This is a genomic window from Nocardia sp. CS682 (assembly GCF_004634405.1).
GTDB classification, from domain to species: domain Bacteria; phylum Actinomycetota; class Actinomycetes; order Mycobacteriales; family Mycobacteriaceae; genus Nocardia; species Nocardia ninae.
Window position 1 is genome coordinate 8364773 of record NZ_CP029710.1, and the last position, 25869, is coordinate 8390641.

The following is a 25869-nucleotide window of genomic DNA, read 5'->3' on the forward strand; positions in this document are numbered from 1 at the left end:
CGGTTCGAGAGGAACTTTCGTGACAGACGACAGACGCCTGGCGCGCAACCCGATCGCCATCGTCGGGATGTCCGGGCTGCTGCCCAATGCGCACAACCATCGTGAGTACTGGCAGAACATCGTCGACGGCGTGGACTGCACCACCGAGGTGCCCACGTCCCGATGGAGCCTCGACGACTACTTCGACGCCGATCAAGACGCCCCGGACAAGACGTACTCGCGCCGCGGCGCCTTCCTGCCCGATATCGAGTTCGACCCGCTGGAGTTCGGCCTGCCGCCGAATCAGCTCGAGGTGACCAGCACCATGCAGACGCTGAGCCTCGGCGTGGCGCGTGATCTGCTCATCGATGCCGGTGCCGTGGATTCCCCCTGGTATGACCCAGGCCGGACCGGCGTGGTGCTCGGCACCACCGGCCCCGTGCCGCTCATGCATCCGCTGGCCGCACGGCTGTCCACGCCGGTGTTGAAGGAGGCGGCGCGCTCGGTCGGACTGTCCGATACCGACGCGGACGCGATCGCGGACAAGTTCGTCGCCGCGTTCGCGCCGTGGGAGGCGAATTCCTTCCCCGGTCTGCTGGCCAACATCACGGCGGGCCGGGTCGCGAACCGGTTGGGCCTGGGCGGCATCAACTGCACGGTCGACGCGGCTTGTGCGGCGTCGCTGGCGGCGCTGCGGACGGCCATCGCCGAGCTGCAGGACGGCCGGGCCGACATGATGATCACCGGCGGCGTGGACACCGAGAACACCATCTTCATCTACCTGTGCTTCAGCAAGGTCGGTGCGCTGTCGTCGAGCGGGCAGATCAGCCCGTTCGCGGCGGACGCCAACGGCACCCTGCTCGGCGAGGGCATCACCATGCTGGCGTTGCGCAGGCTGGAAGACGCCCGACGCGACGGCAATCGGATCTACGCGGTGATCCGCGGTCTCGGCTCGTCGAGCGACGGCCGGGCCAAGAGCATCTACGCGCCGCGCGCCGGCGGTCAGCGGGTGGCGCTCGACCGGGCCTACGCCGACGCTGAGTGCTCGCCCGCCGATGTGGCGCTCATCGAGGCGCACGCCACCGGCACACCGGTCGGCGACAAGACCGAGCTCACCGCGCTGAAAGGCCTGCTGTCCGACGCCACTTCGGAGCCGAGGTTCGCCGCGCTCGGCAGCGTGAAGTCGCAGATCGGGCACACCAAGGGTGCCGCGGGCACGGCGAGCCTGATGAAGCTGGCGTTCGCACTGCACCAGAAGGTGTTGCCCGGCACCATCAATGTGTCGGCGCCCAATCCGGAGATCGCCGCCCCGGACGCCCCCTACTACGTCAATACCCGCACCCGTCCGTGGATCCGCGACCCGCAGCGCCCGGTGCGCCGGGCCGCCGCCTCGGCATTCGGCTTCGGCGGCACCAACTTTCACGTGGTGCTGGAGGAAGCCGACGCGGCCCGCACCGAGGCGGTGCTGCACCGGACCGCGCAGGCACACCTCTGGCACGCCCCCGATGTCGCCGCCCTGATGGACGCGGTGCGCAGTGTCGGCCCGGTCGACGGTGGTGACATTCCGGAAGGCCACGCGCGCATCGGCTTCGTGTCGGTGGACGACGACAACGCCGAGCATCTGCGCGCACTCGCCGTCGACGAGCTGGTGCGCAGGCCGGACGCGGCGGCGTGGGATCACCCGGAGGGCGTGTACTTCCGAGCCGCCGCGCTGGCGGACCGCAAGGTCGGCGCGCTGTTCGCCGGGCAGGGCAGCCAGTACGTCGACATGGGACTGGATGCGGCACTGAACATTCCGGTGGTCGGCGCGGCATTCGATGCGGCCAACACCGCGTTCGCCGGTGCACCGACCCGGGTGTCATCGGTCGTCTTCCCGCCGCCCGCGTTCGACGAGGACACCGCGCGGGAGCAGGAAACCGCTTTGCGCCGCACCGAATTCGCACAGCCCGCGATCGGTGCGCTGTCGGCCGGGCAGTTCCAGACACTGACCGGGTACGGGTTCCGTGCCGACGGCTATCTCGGGCACAGCTTCGGGGAACTGACCGCGCTGTGGGCCGCAGGCGCACTCGGCACCGAGGAGTTCTTCGAGCTGGCCAGGGCGCGCGGCGTGGCGATGACGCCAGAAGAAGGTGTCGAAGCGGGCACGATGGTTTCCCTCGGCGCCTCCAGGGCCGTCGCCGAAGAGCTGATCGCCGGTGTCGAGGACGTGTGGATCTGCAACGACAACGCGCCCGACCAGGTCGTCATCGGCGGCGGCACCGAGGGTGTCGCCGCAGTGGTCGCGCGCAGCGCCGAGCGTGGCGTGGCGACCAGGGCGCTGCCGGTCTCCGGCGCGTTCCATACCCCCTATGTCGCGCACGCGGTGGCGGCGTTCGCGAAAGCCACCGCCACGGTATCCATCGGTGTGCCGAACGCACCCGTCTACGCGAACACCCCGGACGCCCACTACGGCGACGACGTCGCGGCCAACCGTGCCCTGCTCACCGAACAGCTCAGCAAGCCGGTCGAATTCGCGGCGGCATTGACGGCGATGCGCGCGGCGGGTTGCACGGTGTTCGTCGAGTTCGGCCCGAAACAGGTGCTCACCTCCCTGGTGCGGCGCACCCTCGGCGACGACGTGGTCGCCATTCCGACGGACTCCGGCCCGATCGGCAACAGCGATCTCGCGCTGGTCCGGGCCGCAGTGCGGCTGGCCGTGCTCGGCTTCGGCCTGCACGGGATCAACCGGCATGCGGCACCGGTCGCGGTGCGCCACACGCCGAGTCGCCCGATGACCGTGACGATGTCGGCGCCCGAGTACGTGCCCGAGAGCCGGCGTACGGCCTATGCCGCGGCGCTCGACGATGGCTACCGGGTCAGCGTGGCGACGTCCACCACTACCGCACCTATCGACACCGTGGTCGATCACCGGCCTGAAACACCGGCCTTGGCGCAAACTTTCACCGAATCAACGGAGACCACCGTGTATCAATCCCCGCAGTCCTACGATCCAGGCGCGGACGCATTGGACAGTGCGCTCGTGCAGCACCTACAGACGCACCGCCAATTCCTCGACGGACAGTTGGACATGGCTCGCGGACTCGCCGGTGTGCTCGGCAACGGGTCGCTCGACGAGGCGACGGTACGTGCGATCGAAGCCGTCAAGGATCACGGCGTCGCGATCAGCGAAAGCCATTCGCGGGCCAGCGATGTGCTCGCGCAATTGGCCGAGCTGGAAAGCGGTTTCGCACCGACGGCGCGGGTGGCGGCCCCGGCTACTCGTCGGGTGGCCTCCGCTCGGCAGCCCGCGATCGAGTCGGCACCGGAGCGTCAGCCGCTCGCCACTGCCCCGGTAGCGGCCGAACGTCAGCCGGTGGCAAGCGTTGTGGCGCCGGTAGCAACGGACCGCCGGCCAGTGGAAACTGCTGCGGCACAGAATGTCCCGGAGCCGCAGCGCAACGGTCACGGTTCTCACACCGAATCGGCCGAAGCGAACGGCCAGGTCTCGGCCGAGGCGCTACGGCAGGCGTTGCAGGAGGTGGTAGCGGAAAAGACCGGCTACCCGGTCGAGATGGTCGACCCGTCGATGGATCTGGAAGCAGACCTCGGCGTCGACTCGATCAAGCGGGTCCAGGTGATCGGCGCGCTCCAGGAACGTTTCCCGCACCTGCCGAACCTCGGCCCGGAGCAGCTAGGCACGCTGCGTACGCTCGATCAGATCGCGAGCGTGCTCGGCGAGCCTGAGCCGAACGGAGTCTCGGCCAGTCCGAATGGAGCAGCATCCGCTCAGAACGGAACGAACCAGTCCGGCCTCCCTGCCCCCTCGGCACCGGCTGAAGCTGCTGCGGCATCGATCGCTACGGGTTCGCCTACCAGTGACATCCTGCGCCGCGCACTCCAAGAAGTGGTGGCCGAGAAGACCGGCTATCCCGTCGAGATGGTGGATCCGTCGATGGATCTGGAGGCCGATCTCGGCGTCGACTCGATCAAGCGGGTCCAGGTGATCGGCGCACTCCAGGAACGGTTTCCGGACTTACCGAGCCTCGGCCCGGAACAGCTGGGCACGCTGCGCACTATGGATCAGATCGTCGACGAGCTCGCCACGTCGGTGGGCGGTGATGTCCACCCAAAAGCTGAGGCCGCGGCCGAAACGCCGCGGCACGCCGTCGAACTGATCACCCTGCCCACGCTGGACCGCGCTGACGCGCCCTACCGGGAAGGTGCTACGGTCGCGCTGCTGGATCTCACCGGCGCGGCGGAGCCGGACTGTGCCGCACTCGAATCCGCGTTCGGTGCGCTCGGCTGGGTGGTCCACCGAGTCGACGGCTCGGGGGACCTGCCGGAACTCACGTCGGTAGATGTCTGCCTCGTTCTCGTCGGCGGCTCCGCCGACTGGGACTCGGCCCAGCGGTGGATCGGTGCGACCATCCTGGCCGCCGGTCAGGCCGTGCCGCTGTTGCGGCAGACGGACAAGCGGGCAGGCTTCGTGACGGTCACCCGCCTCGACGGTCAGCTCGGCTTCGCGGGCTCGGCTGACCCGGTGAGCGCCCTGCTCGGCGGAGTCGGCGGCATCGTGAAAACGCTTGCGGCCGAGCAGCCGTCGCTGTTTTGCCGCGCATTGGACCTCGACCCGGCCCGCACGCCGGAACAGCTCGCCGGTCTCGTGACGGCCGAATTGTTCGACGCGGCACGAGATACCGTCGAAGTCGGGATCGACGCGACAGGTCAGCGGTGGACGCTGATGCCGAGCGCTTACGCACCTGCCGCATCCGTGACCATCGTGCGGCCCGGCGCCGAGCAGCAGCCGAGCCTGCTGTCGGCGGCGGATGTCCTGTTGGTCACCGGCGGCGCACGAGGCGTAACGGCGACCTGTGTCACGGCGCTCGCGCAGCGATGCGAGGCGCGGTTCGTGCTCCTCGGTCGCTCGCAGCTGAACCCCGAACCCGACTGGGCGGCAGGCGTTTCCGAGGCCGAACTCAAGCCCGCAGCAGTCCGTGCCTTGGCCGGTACCGGCGCGAAACCTCGCGAGATCGAGCGCGCGTGCGCCGAGGTGCTGGCCGCCAGGGAGATTCGGGCGACGCTGACCGAATTGGGTTCGCGAGCCGAGTATCTCGCGGTGGATGCCACCGACGAGAACGCGGTTCGTGCCGCACTCGCGCCGTGGCGAGACACCATTACCGGTGTCGTGCACGGGGCCGGGGTGCTGGCGGATTCGATGATCACGGACAAGACCGCCGAATCCATCGCGCGAGTACTGGAGCCCAAGATCGCCGGACTGGCCACCGTACTCGCCGCCCTCGGCGAACTGCGGCACCTGGTGCTGTTCACCTCGGTGGCCGGCCTGTTCGGCAACGCGGGCCAGGCCGATTACGCGGCCGCGAACGAGGCGCTGTCCCGGTTCGCGGTGAGCTGGCGGCGGCATCATCCCGACTGCCATGTCACCGCGATCGACTGGGGCGCCTGGGACGGCGGCATGGTGACGCCCGCGCTCCGCGGTCACTTCCTGAGCCGCGGTATCGCACTGCTCGCCCCCGAGGTCGGCGCGGCGGCGTTCACCGAGCAGTTCACGGCGGACCACCGCGAGGACGTCGTGGTCCTGGTCGGCCCCGCGAACGGCTTGTCCGGTGACACCGCCGTCGAGCCGGGCCCGGTGTGCGCGACCCGGGACCTCACCGGGCTCACCGACGATCCGATCATCCAGGCCCACCGCATCGGCGACCACATCGTGCTGCCGGCCACTTTTGGTCTCGGCGCGATGATCAACCTCGCCGAGCGCAGCCTGGTCGGACAGACCGTGGTCGGCGCCAGGGACTTCCAGGTCCTGAAGGGAATCGTGTTCGACCACCCGGTGGCGGAACTGGAGCTGGAACTGGCCCCAGGAAAAGCCGAGGCGGGCCGGACGGTGATCGAAGCGAACATCCGCGGCGACAAGGTCCTGCACTTCCGCGCCACCCTGTTGCTCGCCACCGAAACCGATGAGCCGCCGTTCCATCCGATCCCGAGCGGACCGGCCGATGACCGCAATATCTACCGCGACGCCATCCAGTTTCACGCCCCGGCGCTACAAGGTCTGCGCCTGCTGCGGGCCACCGCCGACGCCGTCGTGTTCGAATGTTCGCTCCCGGCAGCGCGAGTGGCCGACGGTGCCTACGCGGGCCGCCTGCACGACCCGGTCCTCGCCGACCTGATCCTGCAGGGCCCCCCGGTTCTCGGTCACCGCCTCCTCGGCGGCGCCTGCCTGCCCCTCGGAGTCGGCCGAGCCGACTACTACCGTCCGCTGCCCGCGGACGAGCCCTTCCTGCTCACTGTGCACGACCCGCGCACGGGACGGGTCGACGCCCACATAGACGCCACTGCGACAACGATGGAGGGCACAGTGCTGCAACGTTTCTCGGACGTCACCGTGGTGACGACACCGGACCTGACCGCGAAGTTCCAGACCTCGGTGCGGCGGTGGATGTCATGACGGTCCTCGAATTCGACGGCATCGCCTTCGATCCGGTGGGCGGTGGCCCAGCGGGGGGCGATGACGGTGCGCGCACCCCTCGTTCGCTGCGAAACGAGCCGCCGCAAGAGGATTCGGCCGTCGGGGAACTCGAACCGGTGGCCGGTGCGACGGCGACCGAGAGCCACCCGACCTCCACGGCGATGCCTGACCGGACCGCTGCGGCAGCTGACCGGCGCATTGCCGAGTCGACCCAAGCTGTCGACAGTGCCCGAGTACCGAACCCGCTCAGTGAGATTCGAACCGGCGTGGTTACCGCCCACCGCGCGGCACTGGCGGCCCAGGTGGCGTTGCAGCGCGCAGTGTGGCAACGAACCTTGCGGCCGGCGGCCCTCGGTGCGATCACATCCGCCGGTTCAGCCGTGCTGGACGCCGAACCAATTGTCATCGCATCTGAATCGGCGTTCAAGCCGCTGGCCCGCAGCCGACGTGCCGGCCTGGATGCGGCCGCGCTGCTGCGGCTCACCGAGGGCGACGTCGTCGGTGTCTTCGGCACCGACCATCAGCGCCCCGGTGTCACCTCGGTGGCGAGGCTCGCCACGGCTGGTCCGCTGGTGCTCACCGAGGTCACGACGATCGAATTGCGCGGGGGCAGCGGGGGAAAAGGTCGCGTTGTCGCGCGATTCGATGGAAACGTACGCGCGGCGGCGGTTCAGGCGGCGGAGGTGTTCGCCCTGTTCACCGGCTTGCCACTGTGCCTGTCCGGAAGCACCCTGGCCGCGCAGGTCGGTGGTTCGCCCGCCGGGCTGTCCACCGGAACGGTGCAGCTCGTCGTCACCGAGCTCGACCTGATCCCACGACCACACGTCACCGCAACGGCGAGTATCTCTGGTACGCAGGAGGACTTGCAGGTCACCGTCACGGCAGTCGAGCCCGCGGGCACCGGCGTCGGCCCGGGTGAAACCGCATCGGGTGTACTGCTCAACGAGTTCCACATGACGCACCTGTCCCGCGGCGATCAAAGCATCGCCATGGGCCCGGAATTCGCTGCGTACACCGGCGTCCGGGCAACCCGCCTGCCCTCCGGCGGACTGTTGCTCGTCGACCGGGTGCGCGAGTTCGACGGTGCGCGAGGCCGGTTGGACAGCGCGGCGTACCGCACCGAGTACGACTCACCCGCCGATTCCTGGTACTACGGCGACACCGCCAACGAGTCCATGCCGCACTTCGTCTACATGGAAACCTCACTACAGGCCGCGTTGCTGATGGGCTATTACGCAGGCCCGACGCTCACGCAGCCCGGCGTCACCCTGAGCCTGCGCAACCTCGGCGGCACGGCGACGGTACTGCGGCAGATCGACCTGCGCGACAAGACGATCGAGCAGGCGTCCCGGCTGCTGTCGACCACCATCCTGCCCGGCTCATCGCTACAGACGTTCGACTACACACTGAGCGTGGACGGCGAACCGTTCTACACCGGTGAGACCATGTTCGGCTACTTCAGCGACGAAGCACTGGCGAACCAGACCGGCCTGGACGCCGGACAGTCCGCACCGACCTGGCTCGACGAACACCCGGACGCGCCGACTCGCATCATCGATGTGGCCACGCGCCGCGCCGACTCGCACGCCCAGCTGTGTGCCCGCCGGACCTTGGCCCTGATCGCCCACATCGACGTGGTCGACGGCGGCGGCAAATACCAAGCGGGCTACCTGCATTCGCTGCGCGCGATCGACCCGTCGGACTGGTGCTTCGATCGGCACTTCCATCTCGACCCGGTGATCCCCGGTTCGCTCGGCGTGGAGTCGGTCATCCACGCGGTCCAGGAGTGGCTGCTCGACGCCGGATTCGCCGACGAGCTCAGCGATCCGGTCTTCCGCATTCCCGCCGGCATCCCCTTCAGCTGGCGCTACCGCGGCCAGTTCCTGCCCACCGACGGCACGGTGGAACTGGAGGCGCACATCAAGGAGGTGCGGCGCACCGCACACGGCGTCACCGTCATTGTGGACGGCTCGCTGTGGAAGCCCGGCCTGCGTATCTACGAACTCATCGACCTGGCGGTCGAACTCAGCGAGCGAGAGGACGGCCGATGACCACATCGAGGATGGGCGTCCTCGCGGAGACCGCCGACGACATCACCGCCTTGCTGCTCGACGTGCGGCGGCCGTGCTGGATCGTGCGCCACGACGGCCGGGTGGGTGCGACCTCGGACGAGAGCATCGTCGCCCGCTCGGAGGTGCTCACGGCGGTCGCTCCGCTGCCGCCGGAGCTGCTCGGTGACAAACAGTTCCACGCCACCCATGGCGTCCGTGCCGCCTACGCGGCCGGGGCGATGGCCAACGGAATCGCCTCTCCGGCACTGGTTTCGGCGATGGCACGGGCAGGCTACCTCGCCTCCTACGGCGCCGCAGGCGTGACGCCCGCCGCGGTGGATGCGGCACTGGCCGAGCTCAGCACTACGTTGCAGGGAAAGCCGTTCGCCTGCAATCTCATTCACAGTCCGTCCGAACCGGCGCTGGAGCGGGCGATCGTCGATTCCTGTCTGCGCCATCAGGTGCGATGTGTGGAGGCCTCGGCCTTCATGGGCCTCACCGCCGAGGTCGTCCGCTACCGGGTCGCCGGGCTCGGAGCGGATCGGCATGGCCAGCTCGAGGTCCGGAACCGGCTGATTGCCAAGGTGTCCCGCGTCGAGGTCGCCGAGCCGTTTCTGCGCCCGGCACCGGCGAAGCTGCTGCGTCGGCTGGTAGAGGCCGGTGACGTGACGGCCGAGCAGGCGCGGCTGGCCGAGCGGGTGCCGATGGCCGATGACATCACCGCCGAGGCCGACTCCGGCGGGCACACCGACCGCAGGCCGCTGCTGGTACTGCTGCCGGAACTGATCGCCGCGCGCGATCGGAGCACCCTGCCCGCCGCCGCGGCGGTGCGGATCGGCGCCGCGGGTGGCATCGGCACACCGGCCGCTGCCGCCGCGGCGTTCGCCCTGGGCGCCGCCTACGTGGTGACCGGCTCGATCAACCAGGCCACCCGCGAGGCCGCCCAGTGTGACACCACCAAACAACTACTGACCCAAGCGGATTTCGCCGACTGCACGATGGCGCCGTCCTCCGACATGTTCGAACTCGGCGTGCAGGTGCAGGTGCTGCGCCGAGGAACTATGTTCGCCGCCCGCGCACAGCGGCTGTACGATACCTACCGCGCCTACGCCGGCCTCGACGACATCCCGGCGGATCTGCGCCGCGAGCTCGAGGCCACGCTGTTCCGGCGGCCGCTGGACGCGGTGTGGCAGGACTGCGTCGGCTACTTCACCGAGCGTGACCCGGCGCAGTTGGTCGGCGCGGCCGAGGATCCGAAACGCAAGATGGCCCTGGTGTTCCGGTGGTATCTGGGTCTGTCCTCCGGCTGGAGCATTCGTGGCGAAGCCGACCGCGTCGCCGACTACCAGGTGTGGAGCGGACCCGCGATGGGCGGTTTCAACAACTGGGTCGCCGGCACCTATCTGGCGGCGCTCAGCAATCGGCACGTCGCCGACATCGCCGACCAGATGATGCTCGGCGCCGCCTATCTCACGCGCATTGCCCAGCTGCGCACGGCGGGCGCACGACTACCCGCCAGCTGCACCCGATTCGTTCCGCGACCGATGGAGCAACGATGACGACACTCGAAACCGGGCCGGACACCCGGACCTCCTGGACGGTGTGCCCGTCCTGCGGCACCATGATCTACGCGAAGCGCTACGATCGGGCCGGCCGTGTCTGCCCGGACTGCGACGGTCACGGCGTGCTCACAGCCGACCAGCGGATAGCTTCGCTGGTGGATCAGGACTCGGCCCAGCGCGTCGAACCAGTCGCGACGGTGCGAGATCCATTGGGGTTCAGCGACTCCCGCAGCTATGTCGAACGGCACGCGGAGGCGCAGCGCCGCACCGGTATGGCCGACGGCATCAGCTGCGTGCGCGCGACCATCGGCGGCGCCCCGGTCATGCTGGCGGTCATGGACTTTCGCTTCCTCGGCGGCAGTCTCGGCACGGCAGTAGGGGAGGCGGTGACCACCGCCGCCGAAGCCGCGCTGTCCACCCGCGTGCCACTCGTGCTGGTCACCGCGTCCGGTGGTGCGCGTATGCAGGAGGGCATCCTGGCCCTGATGCAGATGGCCAAAACCAGTCAGGCCCTGCGCGATCTCGACGATGCCGGTGTACTCACCATCTCGGTGATCACCGACCCCACCTACGGCGGCGTCGCGGCCTCCTATGCCACCTCCACCGACATCATCATCGCCGAACCCGGTGCCCGCCTCGGTTTCGCAGGCCCGCGGGTGATCCAGCAGACCATGGGCGAAACCTTGCCTGCGGGCTTTCAGACCGCGGAGTTCCTGATCGACCACGGCGTGGTCGATATGATCTGCCACCGCTCCGCGCTGCGTGACCGGCTGGCCCGGCTGCTCGCCCTGGCCGCGGACAGTCCACGCCGGATCGAGTTCGTGGCGGCCACACCACCGGTGCGGACGGATCCGGCAAAGCTGCCCATCCGGGACGCATGGCAAAGCGTCCGTGCGGCAAGGGAATTGGGACGCCCGACGACGCTGGACTATCTGGCGGCGGCGTTCGATGAGTTCGTGGAGCTGCACGGCGACCGGCTCTCCACCGACTGCCCGGCGATGATCACCGCACTGGCCCGCCTCGACGGCGCGCCGATGGTCGTGATCGGAACACAGAAGGGCCACACCGCCTCCGAGTTGTCCAAGCGCAACTTCGGGATGCCGACTCCTGGCGGCTATCGGAAGTCCGCGCGGGTGCTGCGGCTGGCCGCGAAGCTCGGTATTCCCGTGATCACCCTGATCGACACCGCGGGCGCCTACCCTGGCGTGTCAGCGGAGGAGCAGGGCCAGGCGGTCGCGATCGCCGAGTCGTTGAAATTACTTGCCGGACTGCCTGTTCCGATGGTCGCCGTGGTGACCGGGGAGGGCGGCAGCGGGGGAGCGCTCGCCCTCGGCGTCGCCGACCGGGTGCTGGTGCTCGAGAACGCGGTCTACTCGGTGATCAGCCCGGAGGGGTGTGCGTCGATCCTGTGGAAAGACGCGTCCGCCGCTCCGCGGGCGGCGGCGGCGCTACGGGTCGACTCGACCTCCCTGCTCGAACTCGGCGTGGCCGATGCGGTCGTGCCGGAACCCGACGGCGGCGCACACCGTGACCCGGCCGCTGCCGCCGCCCACCTGCGTCAGGCGCTGCGGCATACCGTCGCCGGACTCGGTGCGCTGCCCGTCCGGCAACTACTCGACCAGCGCCACAAGCGCTTCCGGGCCTTCGGCCTGCCCACGAATCATCAGGAGATGTCATGAACACCGCGACGCATCGCGACTCGAGTAGCAGTGGCGAACGGGAGATCGACGCGCCGATGTCCGTGGCAACCGAGCCCGTCGGCCCGGCATTGCCCGCGACCGACGCCGATCATGCACTCGCCGTGCTGTCCAGGCACGCGCTGTCCGTGCGCGCGCAGACGGCACCCACGTCGGTGACGGTCGCCAATGGTCCACTGATGCTGCGGATCAGCTGGGATGCAGCGTCCGCGCCGGCGGCCGCGACACCGCCGCCGATCGACGCACCTGGCTCTGCGCCGAGCGAAACAATGACGGACGCCACTACTTTCACCATTGTCTCGGAAACCGTCGGCGTCTTCTACCGCTCCCCGGAGCCGGGTGCCGCACCGTTCGTCACCGAGGGCGACCCGGTGCGCGCTGGCCAGCAGATCGGCATCGTCGAGGCCATGAAGCTGATGATTCCGGTGACCGCGACCCGCGAGGGCCGGGTGGCCGAATTCCTCGTCGACAACGGCGAAGCGGTCGAACACGGCGCACCCCTGCTTGTGCTCGAGGTGGTGCGATGAGTACCCGGGCGATCCGCAAGGTACTCATTGCCAATCGCGGTGAGATCGCCGTCCGAGTCATCCGGACCTGTGCCGAACTCGGCATCGACACGGTCGCGGTGTACTCGGTCCCGGACGCCGATTCCGCGGCGGTACGCCTGGCCGATCAAGCGGTCCGGATCGGCCCCGGTCCCGCCAAACGCAGCTACTCCTACATCCCGGCGATCATCGAGGCCGCCAAGGCGACCGGCGCGGACGCCATCCACCCCGGGTACGGATTCCTTTCCGAGGACCCGGATTTCGCGGAGGTCTGTGCCGCGGAGGGGTTCGTCTTCGTCGGGACGCCCGCCGCAGTCATGGCCGAACTCGGCGACAAATCGAGCGCACGTACGCTCATGGCTGCGGCCGGACTGCCGCTGCTACCGGGCAGCCGCGAACCGCTCGAAACTGCCGAGGAGGCACAGGCTCTCGCCGACGGCATCGGGTACCCTGTGATCATCAAGGCGGTCGCGGGTGGTGGCGGCCGCGGCATGCGGGTCGTGCGTGATCCAGCCGATTTCGCGGGCGCGTGGCAGCAGACCCGCGCCAACGCCACCGCCGTCTTCGGCGACGGCAGGCTCTACGTCGAGCGCTACCTCGACTCCGCCCGGCACATCGAGGTGCAGATTCTCGCCGACAGCCACGGCACGGTCGTCCACCTGGGAGCGCGAGACTGCTCCCTGCAACGCCGCCACCAGAAGCTCGTCGAGGAGTCGCCCGCTCCCGGCCTGTCCGACGAACTGGTCGCGCGCATCGGAGCCGCCGCTGTGCGCGGCGCGCAAGCCGTGGGTTACGTCGGCGCGGGCACCTTCGAGTTCCTGCTGGATCCGGAGGGCCGTTTCTACTTCATGGAGGTGAATTGCCGACTCCAGGTGGAACATCCGGTCACCGAGATGGTCACCGGCATCGATCTCGTCGCTGAACAGCTCAACATTGCCTCGGGGCGACCACTGACCCTGTCCACCGAATCCGCCACCGCGCGCGGCGTGGCCATCGAATGCCGCATCAATGCCGAAGACCCGACCCGCGAATTCGCGCCCGCTCCCGGCACGCTGACCGAGTGTGTCCTGCCCGGCGGCCCGTTCGTCCGCATCGACACCCATGTGGGCCCCGGCTACGCCATCCCACCGCACTACGATTCCCTGCTCGCCAAGATCATCGTCTGGGCGCCGGACCGCCCCGCCGCCATCGCCCGCATGCGCCGTGCCCTGGCCGAAACCCGGATCACCGGTAAAGGCATCGCCACGACCGCCGAGTTTCTGCACGACATCCTCGACCACCCGCGCTTCCGCGCCGCCACCCACGACACCGCACTCATCGGCACTGCCACCAGTTCTGGGGGCATCAGGATGGCCAGTTGAATTGCCACCTACGGATCCGTAGGCTCGCGGAGGTTGTCGCGCTGGCGGTCGTGTTCGAGCCAGCGCCAGGTGAGCCAAAACGTCTGAGGGGTAACGCAAATGGGGAGAAATCTCACCCAGCTCGAGCTGCTCACGGAGCTCGAGCCCGTCGCCGAGGAGAACGTCCATCGACATCTGTCGATGGCGAAGGCCTGGCACCCGCACGACTACGTGCCGTGGGACGAGGGCCGTAACTTCGCCGCCATGGGCGGTGTCGACTGGGACCCCAGCCAGTCGCAGTTGTCCGAGGTCGCCAAGGCGGCGATGATCACCAACCTGCTCACCGAGGACAACCTGCCCTCTTACCACCGGGTGATCGCGGAGAACTTCTCGCAGGACGGCGCGTGGGGCACCTGGGTGGGCCGCTGGACCGCCGAGGAGAACCGGCACGGCATCGTGATGCGCGACTACCTGGTGGTCACCCGCGGCGTCGACCCGGTCGAGCTGGAGAACGCGCGAATGATCGCGATGACCACTGGTTTCGATCCGCTGGCCGTCGCCAAGTACGGCACTATCGATCCCAGCGAGGTCCCCGATGCCGGGTTCCTGCTCGGCGTGGCCTACGTGACCTTCCAGGAGCTCGCCACTCGCCTGAGCCACCGCAACACCGGCCGGGTGTGCAACGACCCGATCGCGGACAAGATGCTCCAGCGCATCGCCGCCGACGAGAACCTGCACATGATCTTCTACCGCAACATGTGCGGTGCTGCCCTGGACCTCGCGCCCGATCAGGCGATCGAGGCGATCGCGTTGACGCTGATGAACTTCCAGATGCCGGGCGCGGAGAACCCGAACTTCCGCCGCTATGGCGCGCTGATGGCCAAGCACGCCATCTACGACATGCGCCAGCACCTCGAGGACGTGGTGATGCCGGTGCTGCGCATCTGGAAGATCTTCGAGCGCAACGATTTTACCGCCGCCGGCGAGCAGACCCGCGAAAAGTTGGCGGAGTACCTCGCGAAGTACGAGCGGGACATGCTCAAGTTCGAGGAGCGCCGCGATCGCATCGCCGCGCGCCAGGCCAGCAAGCGCGACTCGGCGGCACTCACCACCACGCTGCGCTGAATCAGCAGCGGTCGGGTGCGCGGACCAGGCGCGGGCGCCTGTGGCAGGTGGAGTGCTACACCCTCAAGCCGCAGCGCTCGAAGGCTGGACCGCCTGGCCCGGGCCTTGCAAGCGAGGCAGGGCGACGATCAGGACGACGCCGGTGAGGACTCGCCAGATAACGAACGGGTCGATGGCGAGGCGTTCGGCGGTGCCTGCGCCGAGGCCGAGGTGGTCCGAGGCGAGGCTGGCGACCATGCCGAAGACGGTGACGACGATCAGCGCGAGAGTTGCTGCGGTGTAAGCGCGATAGGTTCGGTAGAGGCGAGCCACCACGAGCATGATCGCGAGCCCGGATAGCAGCTCCAGGTAGGCACCCGCCGGATGGAGGACCGCCCGGAGTTGATTGCCGCCCGGGACCTCTCCTGCGCTGCCGGGAAAGGTTCCGACCAGGACGATGCCGACGCAGTTGATCACGGCCAAGTAGGGTATCGCCCGTCCGGCGGGGCTTTTGGGCAGCAAGGGCAGCAGCAGTAGCGCCGCCCCGAGCATCAGCACGCCGAGCAGCACGAACTCCGCGGACATCAGAGTGTGCCACGGTGAGCAGATGTAGCGGGGTGTCGTGGCGCCGTATTGCGCCATGTCACCGAAGCATTCGGGCACACCGAGATCGCTGATCATGTTCTCCGACCAGCTGTAGGAGTGCGGTTCCTGCCATCGGTTGCCGACGACGAGCTGGGCGATGTAATAGGTGACGGTCAGGACTAGTAGCGCCGCACCGGCTTTCAACCGGCCGGTCATGCGCGGCAGGTGGTGGCCGGCACGGGCGCACCCGCGAAGCGGTCGTTGATCCACGCGGTCACCAGATCGCCGCGGGCCCGCCAAGCCTCGTGCCCGCCCGGGAGTACGTGGTCGACGAGGTTGATGCCGAGCCGGCACATATCGGCGACGGCCTGATTACCCCACGCGGTGTTGACCAGGTCATCGTTGTCGCCGCGCGAGATGAAAGTCGGAATGTCCGTGGCGATCTTGGGCAGGTTGCCCGCGGCTTCGTAGTCGGCGAGCGCCTGCCGAGCCGCATCGTCGACGAACTGCGCGGCCGCGGGTGTCGCCGCCTGGCCGACAGCGAAGTCCTTCAGCGTGGACTGCCCGGTGCAGAGTCCTTCGAGCCGCGGCGCCGCGGACAGCAGCGGTCCGTGCAGGACCTTGTCGTACGAGTAGTCCGGGTTGTCGTAGCGGACCGCCGCCACCAGGTAGGGCAGCAGCAGATACTGACCGATGGTGAGCGTCTGCGTTTGCGCGGCCAGCGCCAGTTCGCTGCGCAGGGCGGGGGACAGCAGCACATTACCGAGGATCTTCAGCTCGGGCGCGTAGGTCTTCGCGGTCTCCGCCGCGGACTCGGTGGCCCGCCCACCCTGGGACAACCCGACGAGCACAACCTCTTTGGACACCGGCAGGCCCAACTGCTGCGCGGCCCGGACCGAGTCGAGCACATCGTATCCGGAGGACTGCGCATGCAGATACGGCGCCGAACCGGGGCCGTCGAGACCTTGATAGTTGGTCATCACCACGGCCTTGTGGGCGTCGAGCAGGTTGGCGACCGTGACGTCGTTGCCGAACAGCCCGGGATCACTGGTCGGCGCGCAGCCAGTCGCAACCCCGGAGGTGCCGTGCCCGTAGGCGACCAGCGGCCAGCCCCCGTCCGGTGCGGTGCCCTTCGGTAAGTACACCGCACCCGACACTTCGATCGGTGTGTTGTCCGGAGAGGTCGAGACGTACCGGAAATAGGTCGCCGACTCTGCGGCCGCCGAGATCTTGGGGCCACCATTGGTAAGCGGCCGCTGCGCGAGCAGCGTGCCCGGCTGCTGTGGCGCTTCGGCCGCGGTATCCGAGGAAGACCCGCAACTCGCGGCGACCAGCACCGCGGCCGCCGCCAGCGAAACCCACGTCAATGCTCTCTTCGGACGCACGTTCCATTCGCTCCTTCGACTCTGCCGCGCACCGTTCTCTGATCCCCCGCATAGTCACCGCCGTGCGTCGGGCCCGCGCTGCTCGGCGCCGGTCGACGCACCTGCCGTGACAGTCCAGCAAGATCAGGATGTCCTGTGATCGCGGTCTCCGCACCGCCGAGTGACCGGAATCTCAGTTTGCCTATCGATTCGTTACCGACCAGCTGAAACTACTTAAGCCCCGACCGAACGAAGGCGTTCACGATGTGGCGCTGCAATAACAGGTACAGCACCAGCACGGGCAGACAGGCCAGGCTCGCCAGCGCCATCATCGGTCCCCACTGATCACCCTCGGTGCCCATGAAGCTACGCAACCCGAGCTGGAGCACGCTGTTGGACTGCCGCAGCACCACCGCGGGCCAGAAGTACTCGTTCCACGCATTGATGAACAGCAGGATGCCGAGCGCCGCCAGCGCGGGCCGCAGATTGGGGACCACCACGGTCCACAGGATGGACCAGGACGAGCGTCCGTCGATCTTGGCTGCGGCGACGAGCTCCTTGGGAAAACTCGCCATGTGCTGACGCAGCAGCAGCACCGCCAGCGCCGAGCACAGCGTCGGCAGCACTACGCCGATCAGCGAGTTGATCAGGCCCAGCTGAGTGAGCAGCACGTAGTTCGGCAGCATGGTCACCTGGAACGGCACGAGCCAGGTGCCGACGAACGCGAGATACAAGACCTTCTGGAACGGGAACGTGTACATCGCGAACGCGTAGGAGGCCAGCAGCGCCACGAGCAGCTGCCCCGCCGCGGACAGCGCCGCGATGATGAAGGTGTTGCCGATCAAACCGAGCACATCGACCTTCGCGGCGGCGTCGGTGTAGTTGGCGAACGAGATCGGCCACGGGATCGGGGACAGCGAGGTGACGTCCTCCGGCCTGCGCAGCGACGTCGCGAACAGCCAATAGATCGGGAAAATACACACCACGGCGGTCACCGCGAGCAGCAGATGGCTGCCCGCGCTGCGCAGTCGATCAATCATCATGGAAGGCAACCTTTTCCGAGATCCACACCAGGATCCCGGCGATCACGCCGAATCCGGCGAACAACAGCACACCAGCCGCCGCGCTGAGCCCGGCGTCGAAGCTGTGGAAGGCGTAGTCCCACAGCAGGTAATAGATATTCGTGGTGGCCTGCGCGGGACCGCCCTGCGTCATCGAGTCGATGAGCGGGAAAGTCAGGATGGGACTGAGCAATACGCTGGTCAGGACCAGGAACATCACCGTCGGCGACAGCAGCGGCAGGGTGATCCAGCGCCGGATCTGCGCCGGACTCGCGCCGTCCACCCGCGCCGCCTCGTCGTAATCGCCACTGATGCCGGCCAATCCGGCCCACACCACCAGCACCGAGAACCCGAGCAACTGCCAGCCGGTGATACCGATGATCACCAGGTGCGCGGTGCTCACGTCGTAGACCCAGTTGCGCTCCGAGCCGAGCAGCTGATCGACGAACCCGCTGCCGGGATGCAACAGCCACCGCCAAACAGCCGCTGCCGCAACAGGAGCCACCAGGAACGGCACGAAGATGAAGGCCTGATAGATCGTCCGCGCCCGCCCCTGCACCCGCTGGCTCGCCAGCGCGATCAGCACCGGAAGCAGCACGGTGAACGGCAGCATGCCCACGATCAGCGCACCGGTGCGACCGAGCGAATTCCAGAACGCCGGAAGTTCCATCAGCCGTTCGTAATTGGCGGTACCCACCGGCTTCATCGGCGAGGTCGGCAGCAGATTCCACGAGTAGGCGGACAGCTCGAACGCCTGCACCAGCGGTCGGTAGGTCCAGACGACGAGCAAGGACAGCGCGGGCGCCAGATACAGGTACGGCACCACGAACCGCCCCGCCCGGCGGAACCGGGCGAGGCGCCGCGGCGGCGCCGGGGCAGCGACCGGCGCGGCCACTTCCTCGGTGGCGCGGGGGATGTCGAGAACGAACATCGACCTACCCGGCCTCCGCCGCGGCCAACGCGGCGAGCTGTTCGAGCACGTCCTGTTCCGTTCTGTCGTAGAGAGTTTCGGCCGGGGTGGCCTCGATCGCGGTGGCGACCAGGGTCGAGCCGAGCAGATCGATACGGCTGTAACCGAATCCGAGCAGTCCGCGGTGCCGCCCGATCGGCGCGATCGGATCAATCCGATACGACAGCGCCGGTCCGATCCACACCGGGATGCCGCCGAGCGCGGCCGCACCGGTCAGGTGGTTGTGCCCGCAGATGATCAGCCGCACATCCGATCCCGCGAGCGCCTCTTCGAGCAGTTCCGGCTGTTCGAGCCGCAGATACTCGGTGGCTGCGATCGGCGACGGGATCGGCGGGTGGTGCAGCACGAGCAGCGTGCCGTGCCGCGCGGGCTGCCGCAGCTGCTCGGCCAGCCAGTCCAGCTGTTCGGGCTCCAGCCGTCCGTCGTGGCGGCGCGGGGTGGTGCTGTCCAGCGCGATCACCCGCAGCCCCGCGACGTCGGTGACCTGATCGTGGGTGAAGTCGGGATCTGCTGTGGCGGAATCGATATCGAGCAGTTCGGTGCCGAAGGCCGCGCGGTCGTCGTGATTGCCCATCACGTACACCGTCTGCGCGCCGAGCTCGGCGGCCACCGGCTCGACTGCGTCGCGTAGCCGCCGATACGCCTCGGGCGACCCGTTGTCGGTCAGGTCACCCGAGAGCACCAGCGCGTCGATCCGCTGCTGTGAGGCCCGCAGCTGTTGCAGTACGTGCGTGAGGTTTTCGTAGGTGTCGACCTTGCCGTGCACCCGTTCCCCGGCGGGCCGGATGTGGGTGTCGGTGAGCTGGACGATCGTGACCGGCGGGTTCATGACGCGGGCAGCAGTTTGGCGGCCTGCTCACGGGCGGCGCTCAGGGTGGACTGGGCCTCCTTGCCCTGGAACACGATCGCCTCGACCGCGTCCATCATGCCGTCGCGGATCTGCAGATAGTTGTTGCCGGGCATGGAGATCCATGGCTCCATGGTCGCCAGTTGCGCGACGTTCGGGGCCAGCAGCGGATTCTTCGCCGACCACTCCTTCAGCCCGTTCGGATCGTCCATCAGCCCCGTGCGCAGCGGCAGATAGCCGATGCCCTGCGAGATCTTGGTGTAGGCGGCTTCGCTGGTGAGGTACTTGATCAGCTCCCAGGATGCCCGCTGCTTGGCCGGGTCGTTGGACAGGATGTGCAGGGAGGCCCCGGAATTCGTCGGCACCGTCGGCTTGGCCCCGAAGCTCGGCATGGGCGCCGAACGCAGGTCCCACTTGTCCTTGGCGCCGGTGGTGAAGGTGCCCTGGATCGCGCTGGTCTCCAGAATCATGCCGATGTCGCCGCGCGCGAACGCCTCGTAACCCTGCTTCTGGTTCAGCTTGGGCATGCTGCCCGCCTCGACGAGCTGTTGCTGCTGCCGCGCGACCTCGACCACGGGCGCGTCGGCGAAGGTCAGCGTCTTGCGGTCCTCGGAGATCACCCGACCGCCATTGGACCGGACCAGCGACTGGAAGCACCAGTCCTTGGCGGTCTTGGTCAGGCAGTCGACGTAGATGCCGCCCTTGCCGGTCTTACCGGTAATGGCCGCCGACGCCTCGGCGACCTGCTGCCAGGTGCTCGGCGGCTTGGCGGGATCGAGCCCGGCCGCGGTGAACAGCGAGGCGTTGAAGTACAGCACCGGGGTGGAGAACACGAACGGCACGCCGTAGGTATGGCCGTCCCAATCCGCGAGGGTTCTGGCCTTCGGCGCGTACGGGTGCTGGGCCCCGTCGAAGTTGCGCTGCACCTCTTGCTGGGAGACCAGCGTGTCCAGCGGCTTGGCGCCCAGCTGATGGATGGTGTAGTCCAGGTCGCTGAAACCGAGCTGCGCGACGTCCGGCGGGGCGCCCGCGACCGTTTGGTTCTGGATGCTGGAGATCGTGTCCGTGGCCGGGTTCGGGCTGTTGCCCTGCGGCTTCTGCGCCGTCACCTTGATGTTCGGGAACTTCTTGCCGAAGTCGGCGATCAGCGTGTTGAAGGTATCGGTCCACGCGCCCGCGAGCCCGTAGTTGTAGGACTCGAACACGATGGACACCTGCTGATCCGGTGTCAGGTCCGGGATCTGCGCGGTGCTGGAGTTCGAATCGGTGCTGGTGCTCCCGAGTCCGCCGCAAGCGCTGAGCGCGACGGTGGTTGCGAACACCATGCCCAAGATGGGCGCGGTGCGTTTCACGGTGTTCTCCTCATTATTGGGGGTGTCGGACGGCGTTGTCACGAGTCAGGCGACAGCTACGGGTTCCTCGACGCTGTCGGATACCGAATCACGCTGCGGCTCTTGCCATGTCATGCGCAGGCCGGTAGCGGGATCGAACAGGTGGAGGTGAGCGGGATCGACGCGCAGCCCGATGCTGTCGTCGGCATGAACGTCGGCGGGGCGCGGCGCGCGGACGCAGAGCGTGTGGTCGCCGGTGGTGCAGTGGATCAGTTCCTCGCTGCCCAGGTTTTCGACCATGGTGACCCGGCCGCGGATGTGTGCGGCGGTCGCGTCGATGCGCAACTGCTCGGGTCGAATGCCCGCGATCACCTCGAGGTTCGCCCCGAAACCGGCAGCGGTGATAGCCAATTCGACGTCAATGCCCTCGGTCACCAGGAACAGCCGGCCGTCTCGTTCGGTGACCGCCCCGGGGAACAGGTTCATCGGCGGGGCGCCGAGAAACCCGGCGACGAAGGTGGACCGCGGCCGGTCGTACAGCTCGGTCGGCGTGCCGACCTGCTCCACCTGCCCCGCGTTGAGCAACGCGATCCGGTCGGCCATGGTCATCGCCTCGACCTGATCGTGGGTGACGTACAGGAACGTCGCCCCCAGCCTGCGGTGCAGCGCGATCAGCTCCGCGCGGGTCGCACTGCGGAGTTTGGCGTCCAGGTTCGACAGCGGCTCGTCCATCAGGAACGCACCGGGATCGCGAACCATCGCGCGGGCCAACGCGACTCGCTGTCGCTGGCCACCCGAGAGCGCGGCGGGCTTGCGGCGCAGCAACTCGTCGAGCCCGAGCACGGCGGCCACCTCGGCCACCCGCTCGGTGATCTTCGAGCGCGAAGTGTGCCTGGCGCGCAGTGGAAAGCCGATGTTCTTGGCGACCGTCAGATGCGGGTAGAGCGCGTAGCTCTGGAACACCATCGCCAGATCGCGCTGCTGCGGCGCGCGGTGGGTGATGTCGGTGTCGTCCAACAGGATCAGGCCGTCGGTCGGCTCCTCCAGGCCCGCGATCATCCGCAGCAGCGTGGACTTGCCGCACCCACTCGGCCCGAGCAGCACCAGAAACTCGCCGTCGGCGATGTCGAGGCTCACCTCACGCACCGCGTAGGTGGCGCCGAATTGTTTCGACACCTTGTCAATTCGCAGTCTTGCCACCAGTTCTCCTCAGCCGGGCAGTTCGCCGGCGACAATCCAGGTCGCGACCCGGGCCGCGATCGCCGGGGAATCCTTGACCCAGGTGAAGTGGTCGCGATGCGCGACCGGCGAGTCCTCGTCGATGTGCCACTGGGTGACGCGGGCGTTCGGCATCCGGGAGACCAGGAAGTCGACATTGGACTTCGGGCCGAGCACGTCCTCGGACAGCGAGATGACCAATACCGGCGCCGTCATGTCGCGCAGCAGCGAGTTGTACTTGCGCGCCGTACCTTTCGGCCGGTAGAAGCTGGTCAGCGAGTGCATCGCCCAGTCGCGCATCACGCCGCCCGGCATGGGCGCGGGGATCAGCACACCGCCCGGCCAGTGGCCCTTCCAGCGCGAAACCAGCCCGATCCACTGGATCTGACTCAGCGCCTCGAACCAGCGCCGCGGGCCGAACGCCCACCAGAACACGGTGCCGGTGCCGATGACGGTCACCCCGGCGACGCTCTCGGGTTCAGCGGCGGCGAACAGCAAGGCCACCTGCCCGCCGAGGCTGTGGCCGAACAGGTGGATCGGCGCGTCCGGAAAACGCTGCCGCACCGCGGCCACGATCGCGGGCATATCGATCTCCAGCATCTCCCGATAACCGAAGTCGCGATGCAGCCCGAGTTCGGGCTGTGCCTCACCGTGTGCCCGCAGGTCGCAGGTGGCGACCGAAAGCCCCTGGGCATTGAGCTCTTTCGCCAGCAGCAGGTAGTTCTTCGCCTTCATCGCCATGGCGGGCAGGATCAGCACCACCGGTGCGTCGGCCTTCTTGGCAGGCAGGAAACGGACGGTGAAGGTGACACCGTCGGAGGTCGAGACCGTTGTCGATTCGAGCGCCGCGAACTCGGCGCCCTTCTTGGCCGCCGTCGTCATCGGTCGGCCTCCGGGATCGTGACATCGCAGACGTAGTCGAAGGTGAACTTCGCGACGACCACCTCGCTGTCATCGACCAGTGCGGCCTTGCCGGACAACTCGAACCGATTCGACGCGGTCGCGGCAAGCACCTCGGCGAGCTCACGCTGGTCGACGGTGGCGATCGCGCGGATCCGGCCGATGGCGGGCTTGCGGTAGGACGCCGTGCCTGCCCGCAGCACCAGGCGCTCGATGGTGGACAGCCGGGGCGCGGCCGCGCCGACGAACGCCGCCGCACCACCGATATCGGCGGCGGTGAACAGGGCGCCCGCGTGCACGGTGCCCATGTGATTGCGAACGGAGTCGACGGTGGGGATCTCCACGACGGCCCGCTCCGGGCTGATCTCGGTGATCCGGGTGCCGACGTGGCGGCCGAACGGCACCATGTCCTGCGACACGGCCCGCAGGTATTCGTAGTCGACGGCGGCACCGTCGAGTTCGGGGTAGGCGGCGGCGAAGCCGGCGAGCTCTCGTGTGGTCATGCGGTTCTCCCTTCAGCGATTACGCGGTGTCTTGCAGCGATGGCGCAGTGGCGTCAGCGATTGCGCAGCGCACGGCGAGCGATGGACCAGCGCAGCACTTCCGACGGCCCCTCGTAGATACGGAAAGCCCGCGCCTCCACCAGGAATCGGGCGACCAGGTAGTCCTCGCAGACCCCGAGGCCGCCGTGCAGCTGGACGGCGCGGTCGAGCACCCGCCAGACCGCCTCGGAGACGAAGGTTTTCGCGATCGACGCGTCGTGGCGCGCCTGCGACGAGGTGGGGCCCTGTGCGTCGATGGTCTCCGCGGCGGTGCGGATCACGCCGCGCGCGGCGGCGATGTCGATCTCGTTGTCGGCGACCAGACCCTGAGCCAGACCGTGCTCGGCGATCGGGATGCCGAAAGATGTTCGGGTGCTGATGTGTTCGATGGCGAGCCGGTGCGCGCGCACCGCGAGCCCGAGCCAGTTCATGCAGAACACCAGCCGGGACGGGGCGAGCCGCACCTGCGCGAGCACCAGTCCCTGGCCGACCTCGCCGAGCACCGCGGAGTCCGGCACCAGGCAGTCGACGAAGGTGACCTCACAGTGTCCGCCCGGGGCGCTGGTGTGGTCGAGCGTCGGCATCCGGCGCCCGATCCGCAGACCCGGGTTGTCCTGGTCCACCAGGAACATCGTCGGCCCGTCGCCGGTGCGCGCGACGCAGATGGTGAACGCGGCCCCCTGTGCGCCGGTGGTGAAATGCTTGGCGCCGTTGATGACCCAACCGCCGTCGGTCTCCTCGGCGACCGTCTGCAACATGCCGGGGTCGGAACCGGCGCCGGGGGCGGGCTCGGTCATCGCGATCGCCGAGCGCACCTCCCCGGACGCCAGCGGCGCGAGGTAGCGCTCCTGTTGCTCGGCATTCGCTATGTGGGCGAGCAGATGGATGTTGCCGTCGTCGGGCGCCCAGGCGTTCACCGCGATCGGCCCGAGCAAGCTGGCACCCGCCGCCTCCAGCACCTGGGCCTGGGCGCGGGTATCCAGGCCCAGCCCGCCGTACTTCGGGTCCGACAGCGGCCCGAACACGCCCGCCTCCTTGGCCTTCTTTTGCAGGTCGAGGCGCAGTGCGTCGTCCATCACCCGCCCGTCGACGATGACCTCGCGTTCCACCGGAACGACCTGGTCACGAATGAACCGGGTGGTCTTGTCCACCAATTGCCCCACAGTCGTCATGGCGCAAGTTTCAGGGCGCGGCCCCAGCGGCGTCGGCGGCGATAGTCAACGTCGATTGTGCGAATCGACTGCTGATTCGTCCGTCCCGTAGCCAGCGGATGTCCGAGACGGTGAGCGAGAGGACGACCGCAGGTGAGGGGACGAGATGACAGAGTTTCCGGTACAGGTGTCGGCGCGCGGTGACGAGGCTGAGGGAGTGTTCTCACTCGAATTGGTCGCACCCGACGGCGGCGAGTTGCCGAGCTGGACGCCCGGTGCGCATATCGATGTGGAAGTAGGGGCCGCGGGTGTCCGGCAATATTCGCTGTGTGGTCACCCGGCGGTGACTGATCGTTGGCGCATCGCGGTGTTGCACGAGCAGGCCGGGCGCGGCGGCTCGCAACATCTGCAGAGTACCGCGCTACCAGGTACTGTGCTGCGAGTGTCGATGCCGCGCAACAATTTCGAGCTCGTTGAGCGCGAGAGTTACGTGTTCCTCGCGGGCGGCATCGGAATTACCCCCATCATGCCGATGGTGGCCGCCGCCGAGGCCGCAGGCGCGCGCTGGTCGCTGTACTACGGCGGCCGGTCCCGCGGCCACATGGCCTTCGCCGACGAGCTCACGAACACCTATCCGTCCGCGCGGCTGCTACCACAAGACGAGCACGGCCTACTGCCCATCGCCGACATCCTGGCCGAGCACAGCAACGCCACCGTCTATTGCTGCGGCCCCGAGCCTTTGCTCGCCGCGGTGGAAGCCGAGGGAGCGCGCCGCGGGATGCCGGTGCACCTGGAACGGTTCGTCCCGCGCCCGATGGAATTCGCGCCGAACGAGACCTTCGAGATCCGATTGGCAAGCAGCGGAAGAACTTTCCGAGTCGGCGCGAACCAGTCCATCGCCGACGTACTGGAGCGCGCCGGCATCGGCATCGTCACCTCCTGCCGCGAAGGTACCTGCGGCACCTGCGAAACAGCCGTTCTCGCAGGCGATATCGACCACCGAGATTCGCTACTCACCGCTGCGGAGCAGGGCCGCGGCGACACCATGATGCTGTGTGTCTCGCGTGCGAGGTCGGACGTGCTCGTCCTAGACCTCTGACCTGCCGCCGCGGTCCGCGGCCGGTATGGGGCGCGCACCGCGCGTCCGTCCCCCGAA

Annotated in this window: 18 protein-coding genes; 8 read left to right on the forward strand and 10 right to left on the reverse strand. The window is 68.2% G+C overall.

The genetic code is table 11. The features are described 5' to 3' along the window. The first annotated feature begins 19 nt into the window (after window positions 1-19). The 7 genes from DMB37_RS37845 (at window position 20) to DMB37_RS37875 (ending at window position 14765) form a co-directional block, all read left to right on the forward strand. Window positions 20-6424, forward strand: a complete 6405-nt coding sequence (locus DMB37_RS37845) for a type I polyketide synthase (protein ID WP_135236816.1) — start codon at window positions 20-22, stop codon at window positions 6422-6424. Continuing rightward, window positions 6421-8496, forward strand: coding sequence for a beta-ketoacyl synthase (locus DMB37_RS37850; protein WP_135236817.1), 2076 nt, complete (start codon window positions 6421-6423; stop codon window positions 8494-8496). Before DMB37_RS37845 ends, DMB37_RS37850 begins: the two co-directional genes overlap by 4 nt. Next, window positions 8493-10055 carry a PfaD family polyunsaturated fatty acid/polyketide biosynthesis protein gene (locus tag DMB37_RS37855; protein WP_135236818.1) on the forward strand — a complete coding sequence of 521 codons (1563 nt, stop codon included), beginning with the start codon at window positions 8493-8495 and terminating at the stop codon, window positions 10053-10055. Before DMB37_RS37850 ends, DMB37_RS37855 begins: the two co-directional genes overlap by 4 nt. Next, entirely contained in the window at window positions 10052-11737 is a 1686-nt protein-coding gene (accD, locus tag DMB37_RS37860; RefSeq protein WP_135236819.1) for an acetyl-CoA carboxylase, carboxyltransferase subunit beta, read from the forward strand. The genes DMB37_RS37855 and accD overlap by 4 nt, the downstream gene beginning before the upstream one ends. Then, the gene (locus tag DMB37_RS37865) at window positions 11734-12282 is read left to right on the forward strand and encodes a biotin/lipoyl-containing protein (protein ID WP_135236820.1); all 549 of its coding nucleotides are present in this window, start codon (window positions 11734-11736) and stop codon (window positions 12280-12282) included. Before accD ends, DMB37_RS37865 begins: the two co-directional genes overlap by 4 nt. After that, complete coding sequence (locus DMB37_RS37870) at window positions 12279-13661, forward strand: acetyl/propionyl/methylcrotonyl-CoA carboxylase subunit alpha (protein WP_135236821.1); 1383 nt, start codon at window positions 12279-12281, stop codon at window positions 13659-13661. Before DMB37_RS37865 ends, DMB37_RS37870 begins: the two co-directional genes overlap by 4 nt. 99 nt (window positions 13662-13760) lie before the next feature. Beyond that, the gene (locus DMB37_RS37875) at window positions 13761-14765 is read left to right on the forward strand and encodes an acyl-ACP desaturase (protein ID WP_135236822.1); all 1005 of its coding nucleotides are present in this window, start codon (window positions 13761-13763) and stop codon (window positions 14763-14765) included. 63 nt (window positions 14766-14828) lie between these two features. On the opposite strand, the gene DMB37_RS37880 is transcribed toward DMB37_RS37875, so the two are convergent. The 10 genes from DMB37_RS37880 to DMB37_RS37925 all read right to left on the reverse strand — a co-directional run bounded on the left by DMB37_RS37880 (window position 14829) and on the right by DMB37_RS37925 (window position 24734). Continuing rightward, entirely contained in the window at window positions 14829-15545 is a 717-nt protein-coding gene (locus DMB37_RS37880; protein WP_135236823.1) for a DUF998 domain-containing protein, read from the reverse strand. Continuing rightward, entirely contained in the window at window positions 15542-16714 is a 1173-nt protein-coding gene (locus DMB37_RS37885; RefSeq protein ID WP_135236824.1) for a lipase family protein, read from the reverse strand. Before DMB37_RS37885 ends, DMB37_RS37880 begins: the two co-directional genes overlap by 4 nt. Before the next feature lie 209 nt (window positions 16715-16923). After that, window positions 16924-17736 carry a carbohydrate ABC transporter permease gene (locus tag DMB37_RS37890; RefSeq protein ID WP_135236825.1) on the reverse strand — a complete coding sequence of 271 codons (813 nt, stop codon included), beginning with the start codon at window positions 17734-17736 and terminating at the stop codon, window positions 16924-16926. Continuing rightward, complete coding sequence (locus DMB37_RS37895) at window positions 17726-18685, reverse strand: carbohydrate ABC transporter permease (RefSeq protein ID WP_135236826.1); 960 nt, start codon at window positions 18683-18685, stop codon at window positions 17726-17728. Before DMB37_RS37895 ends, DMB37_RS37890 begins: the two co-directional genes overlap by 11 nt. A 4-nt stretch (window positions 18686-18689) precedes the next feature. Continuing rightward, on the reverse strand, window positions 18690-19553 hold the full coding sequence (locus DMB37_RS37900; protein ID WP_135236827.1) for a metallophosphoesterase: 864 nt from the start codon (window positions 19551-19553) through the stop codon (window positions 18690-18692). Continuing rightward, entirely contained in the window at window positions 19550-20923 is a 1374-nt protein-coding gene (locus DMB37_RS37905) for an ABC transporter substrate-binding protein (protein ID WP_135236828.1), read from the reverse strand. The genes DMB37_RS37900 and DMB37_RS37905 overlap by 4 nt, the downstream gene beginning before the upstream one ends. Window positions 20924-20968: 45 nt before the next feature. Then, on the reverse strand, window positions 20969-22102 hold the full coding sequence (locus DMB37_RS37910; RefSeq protein WP_135236829.1) for an ABC transporter ATP-binding protein: 1134 nt from the start codon (window positions 22100-22102) through the stop codon (window positions 20969-20971). Between the two features lie 9 nt (window positions 22103-22111). Further along, a complete protein-coding gene (locus tag DMB37_RS37915; RefSeq protein ID WP_135236830.1) occupies window positions 22112-23002 on the reverse strand; it encodes an alpha/beta fold hydrolase in 891 nt (296 codons plus the stop codon). After that, a complete protein-coding gene (locus DMB37_RS37920; RefSeq protein ID WP_135236831.1) occupies window positions 22999-23523 on the reverse strand; it encodes a YiiD C-terminal domain-containing protein in 525 nt (174 codons plus the stop codon). The genes DMB37_RS37915 and DMB37_RS37920 overlap by 4 nt, the downstream gene beginning before the upstream one ends. Before the next feature lie 53 nt (window positions 23524-23576). Continuing rightward, window positions 23577-24734 carry an acyl-CoA dehydrogenase family protein gene (locus DMB37_RS37925; protein WP_135236832.1) on the reverse strand — a complete coding sequence of 386 codons (1158 nt, stop codon included), beginning with the start codon at window positions 24732-24734 and terminating at the stop codon, window positions 23577-23579. Between the two features lie 145 nt (window positions 24735-24879). On the opposite strand from DMB37_RS37925, the gene DMB37_RS37930 reads away from it, so the two are divergent. After that, entirely contained in the window at window positions 24880-25812 is a 933-nt protein-coding gene (locus DMB37_RS37930; protein ID WP_135236833.1) for a PDR/VanB family oxidoreductase, read from the forward strand. Window positions 25813-25869: the final 57 nt, after the last annotated feature.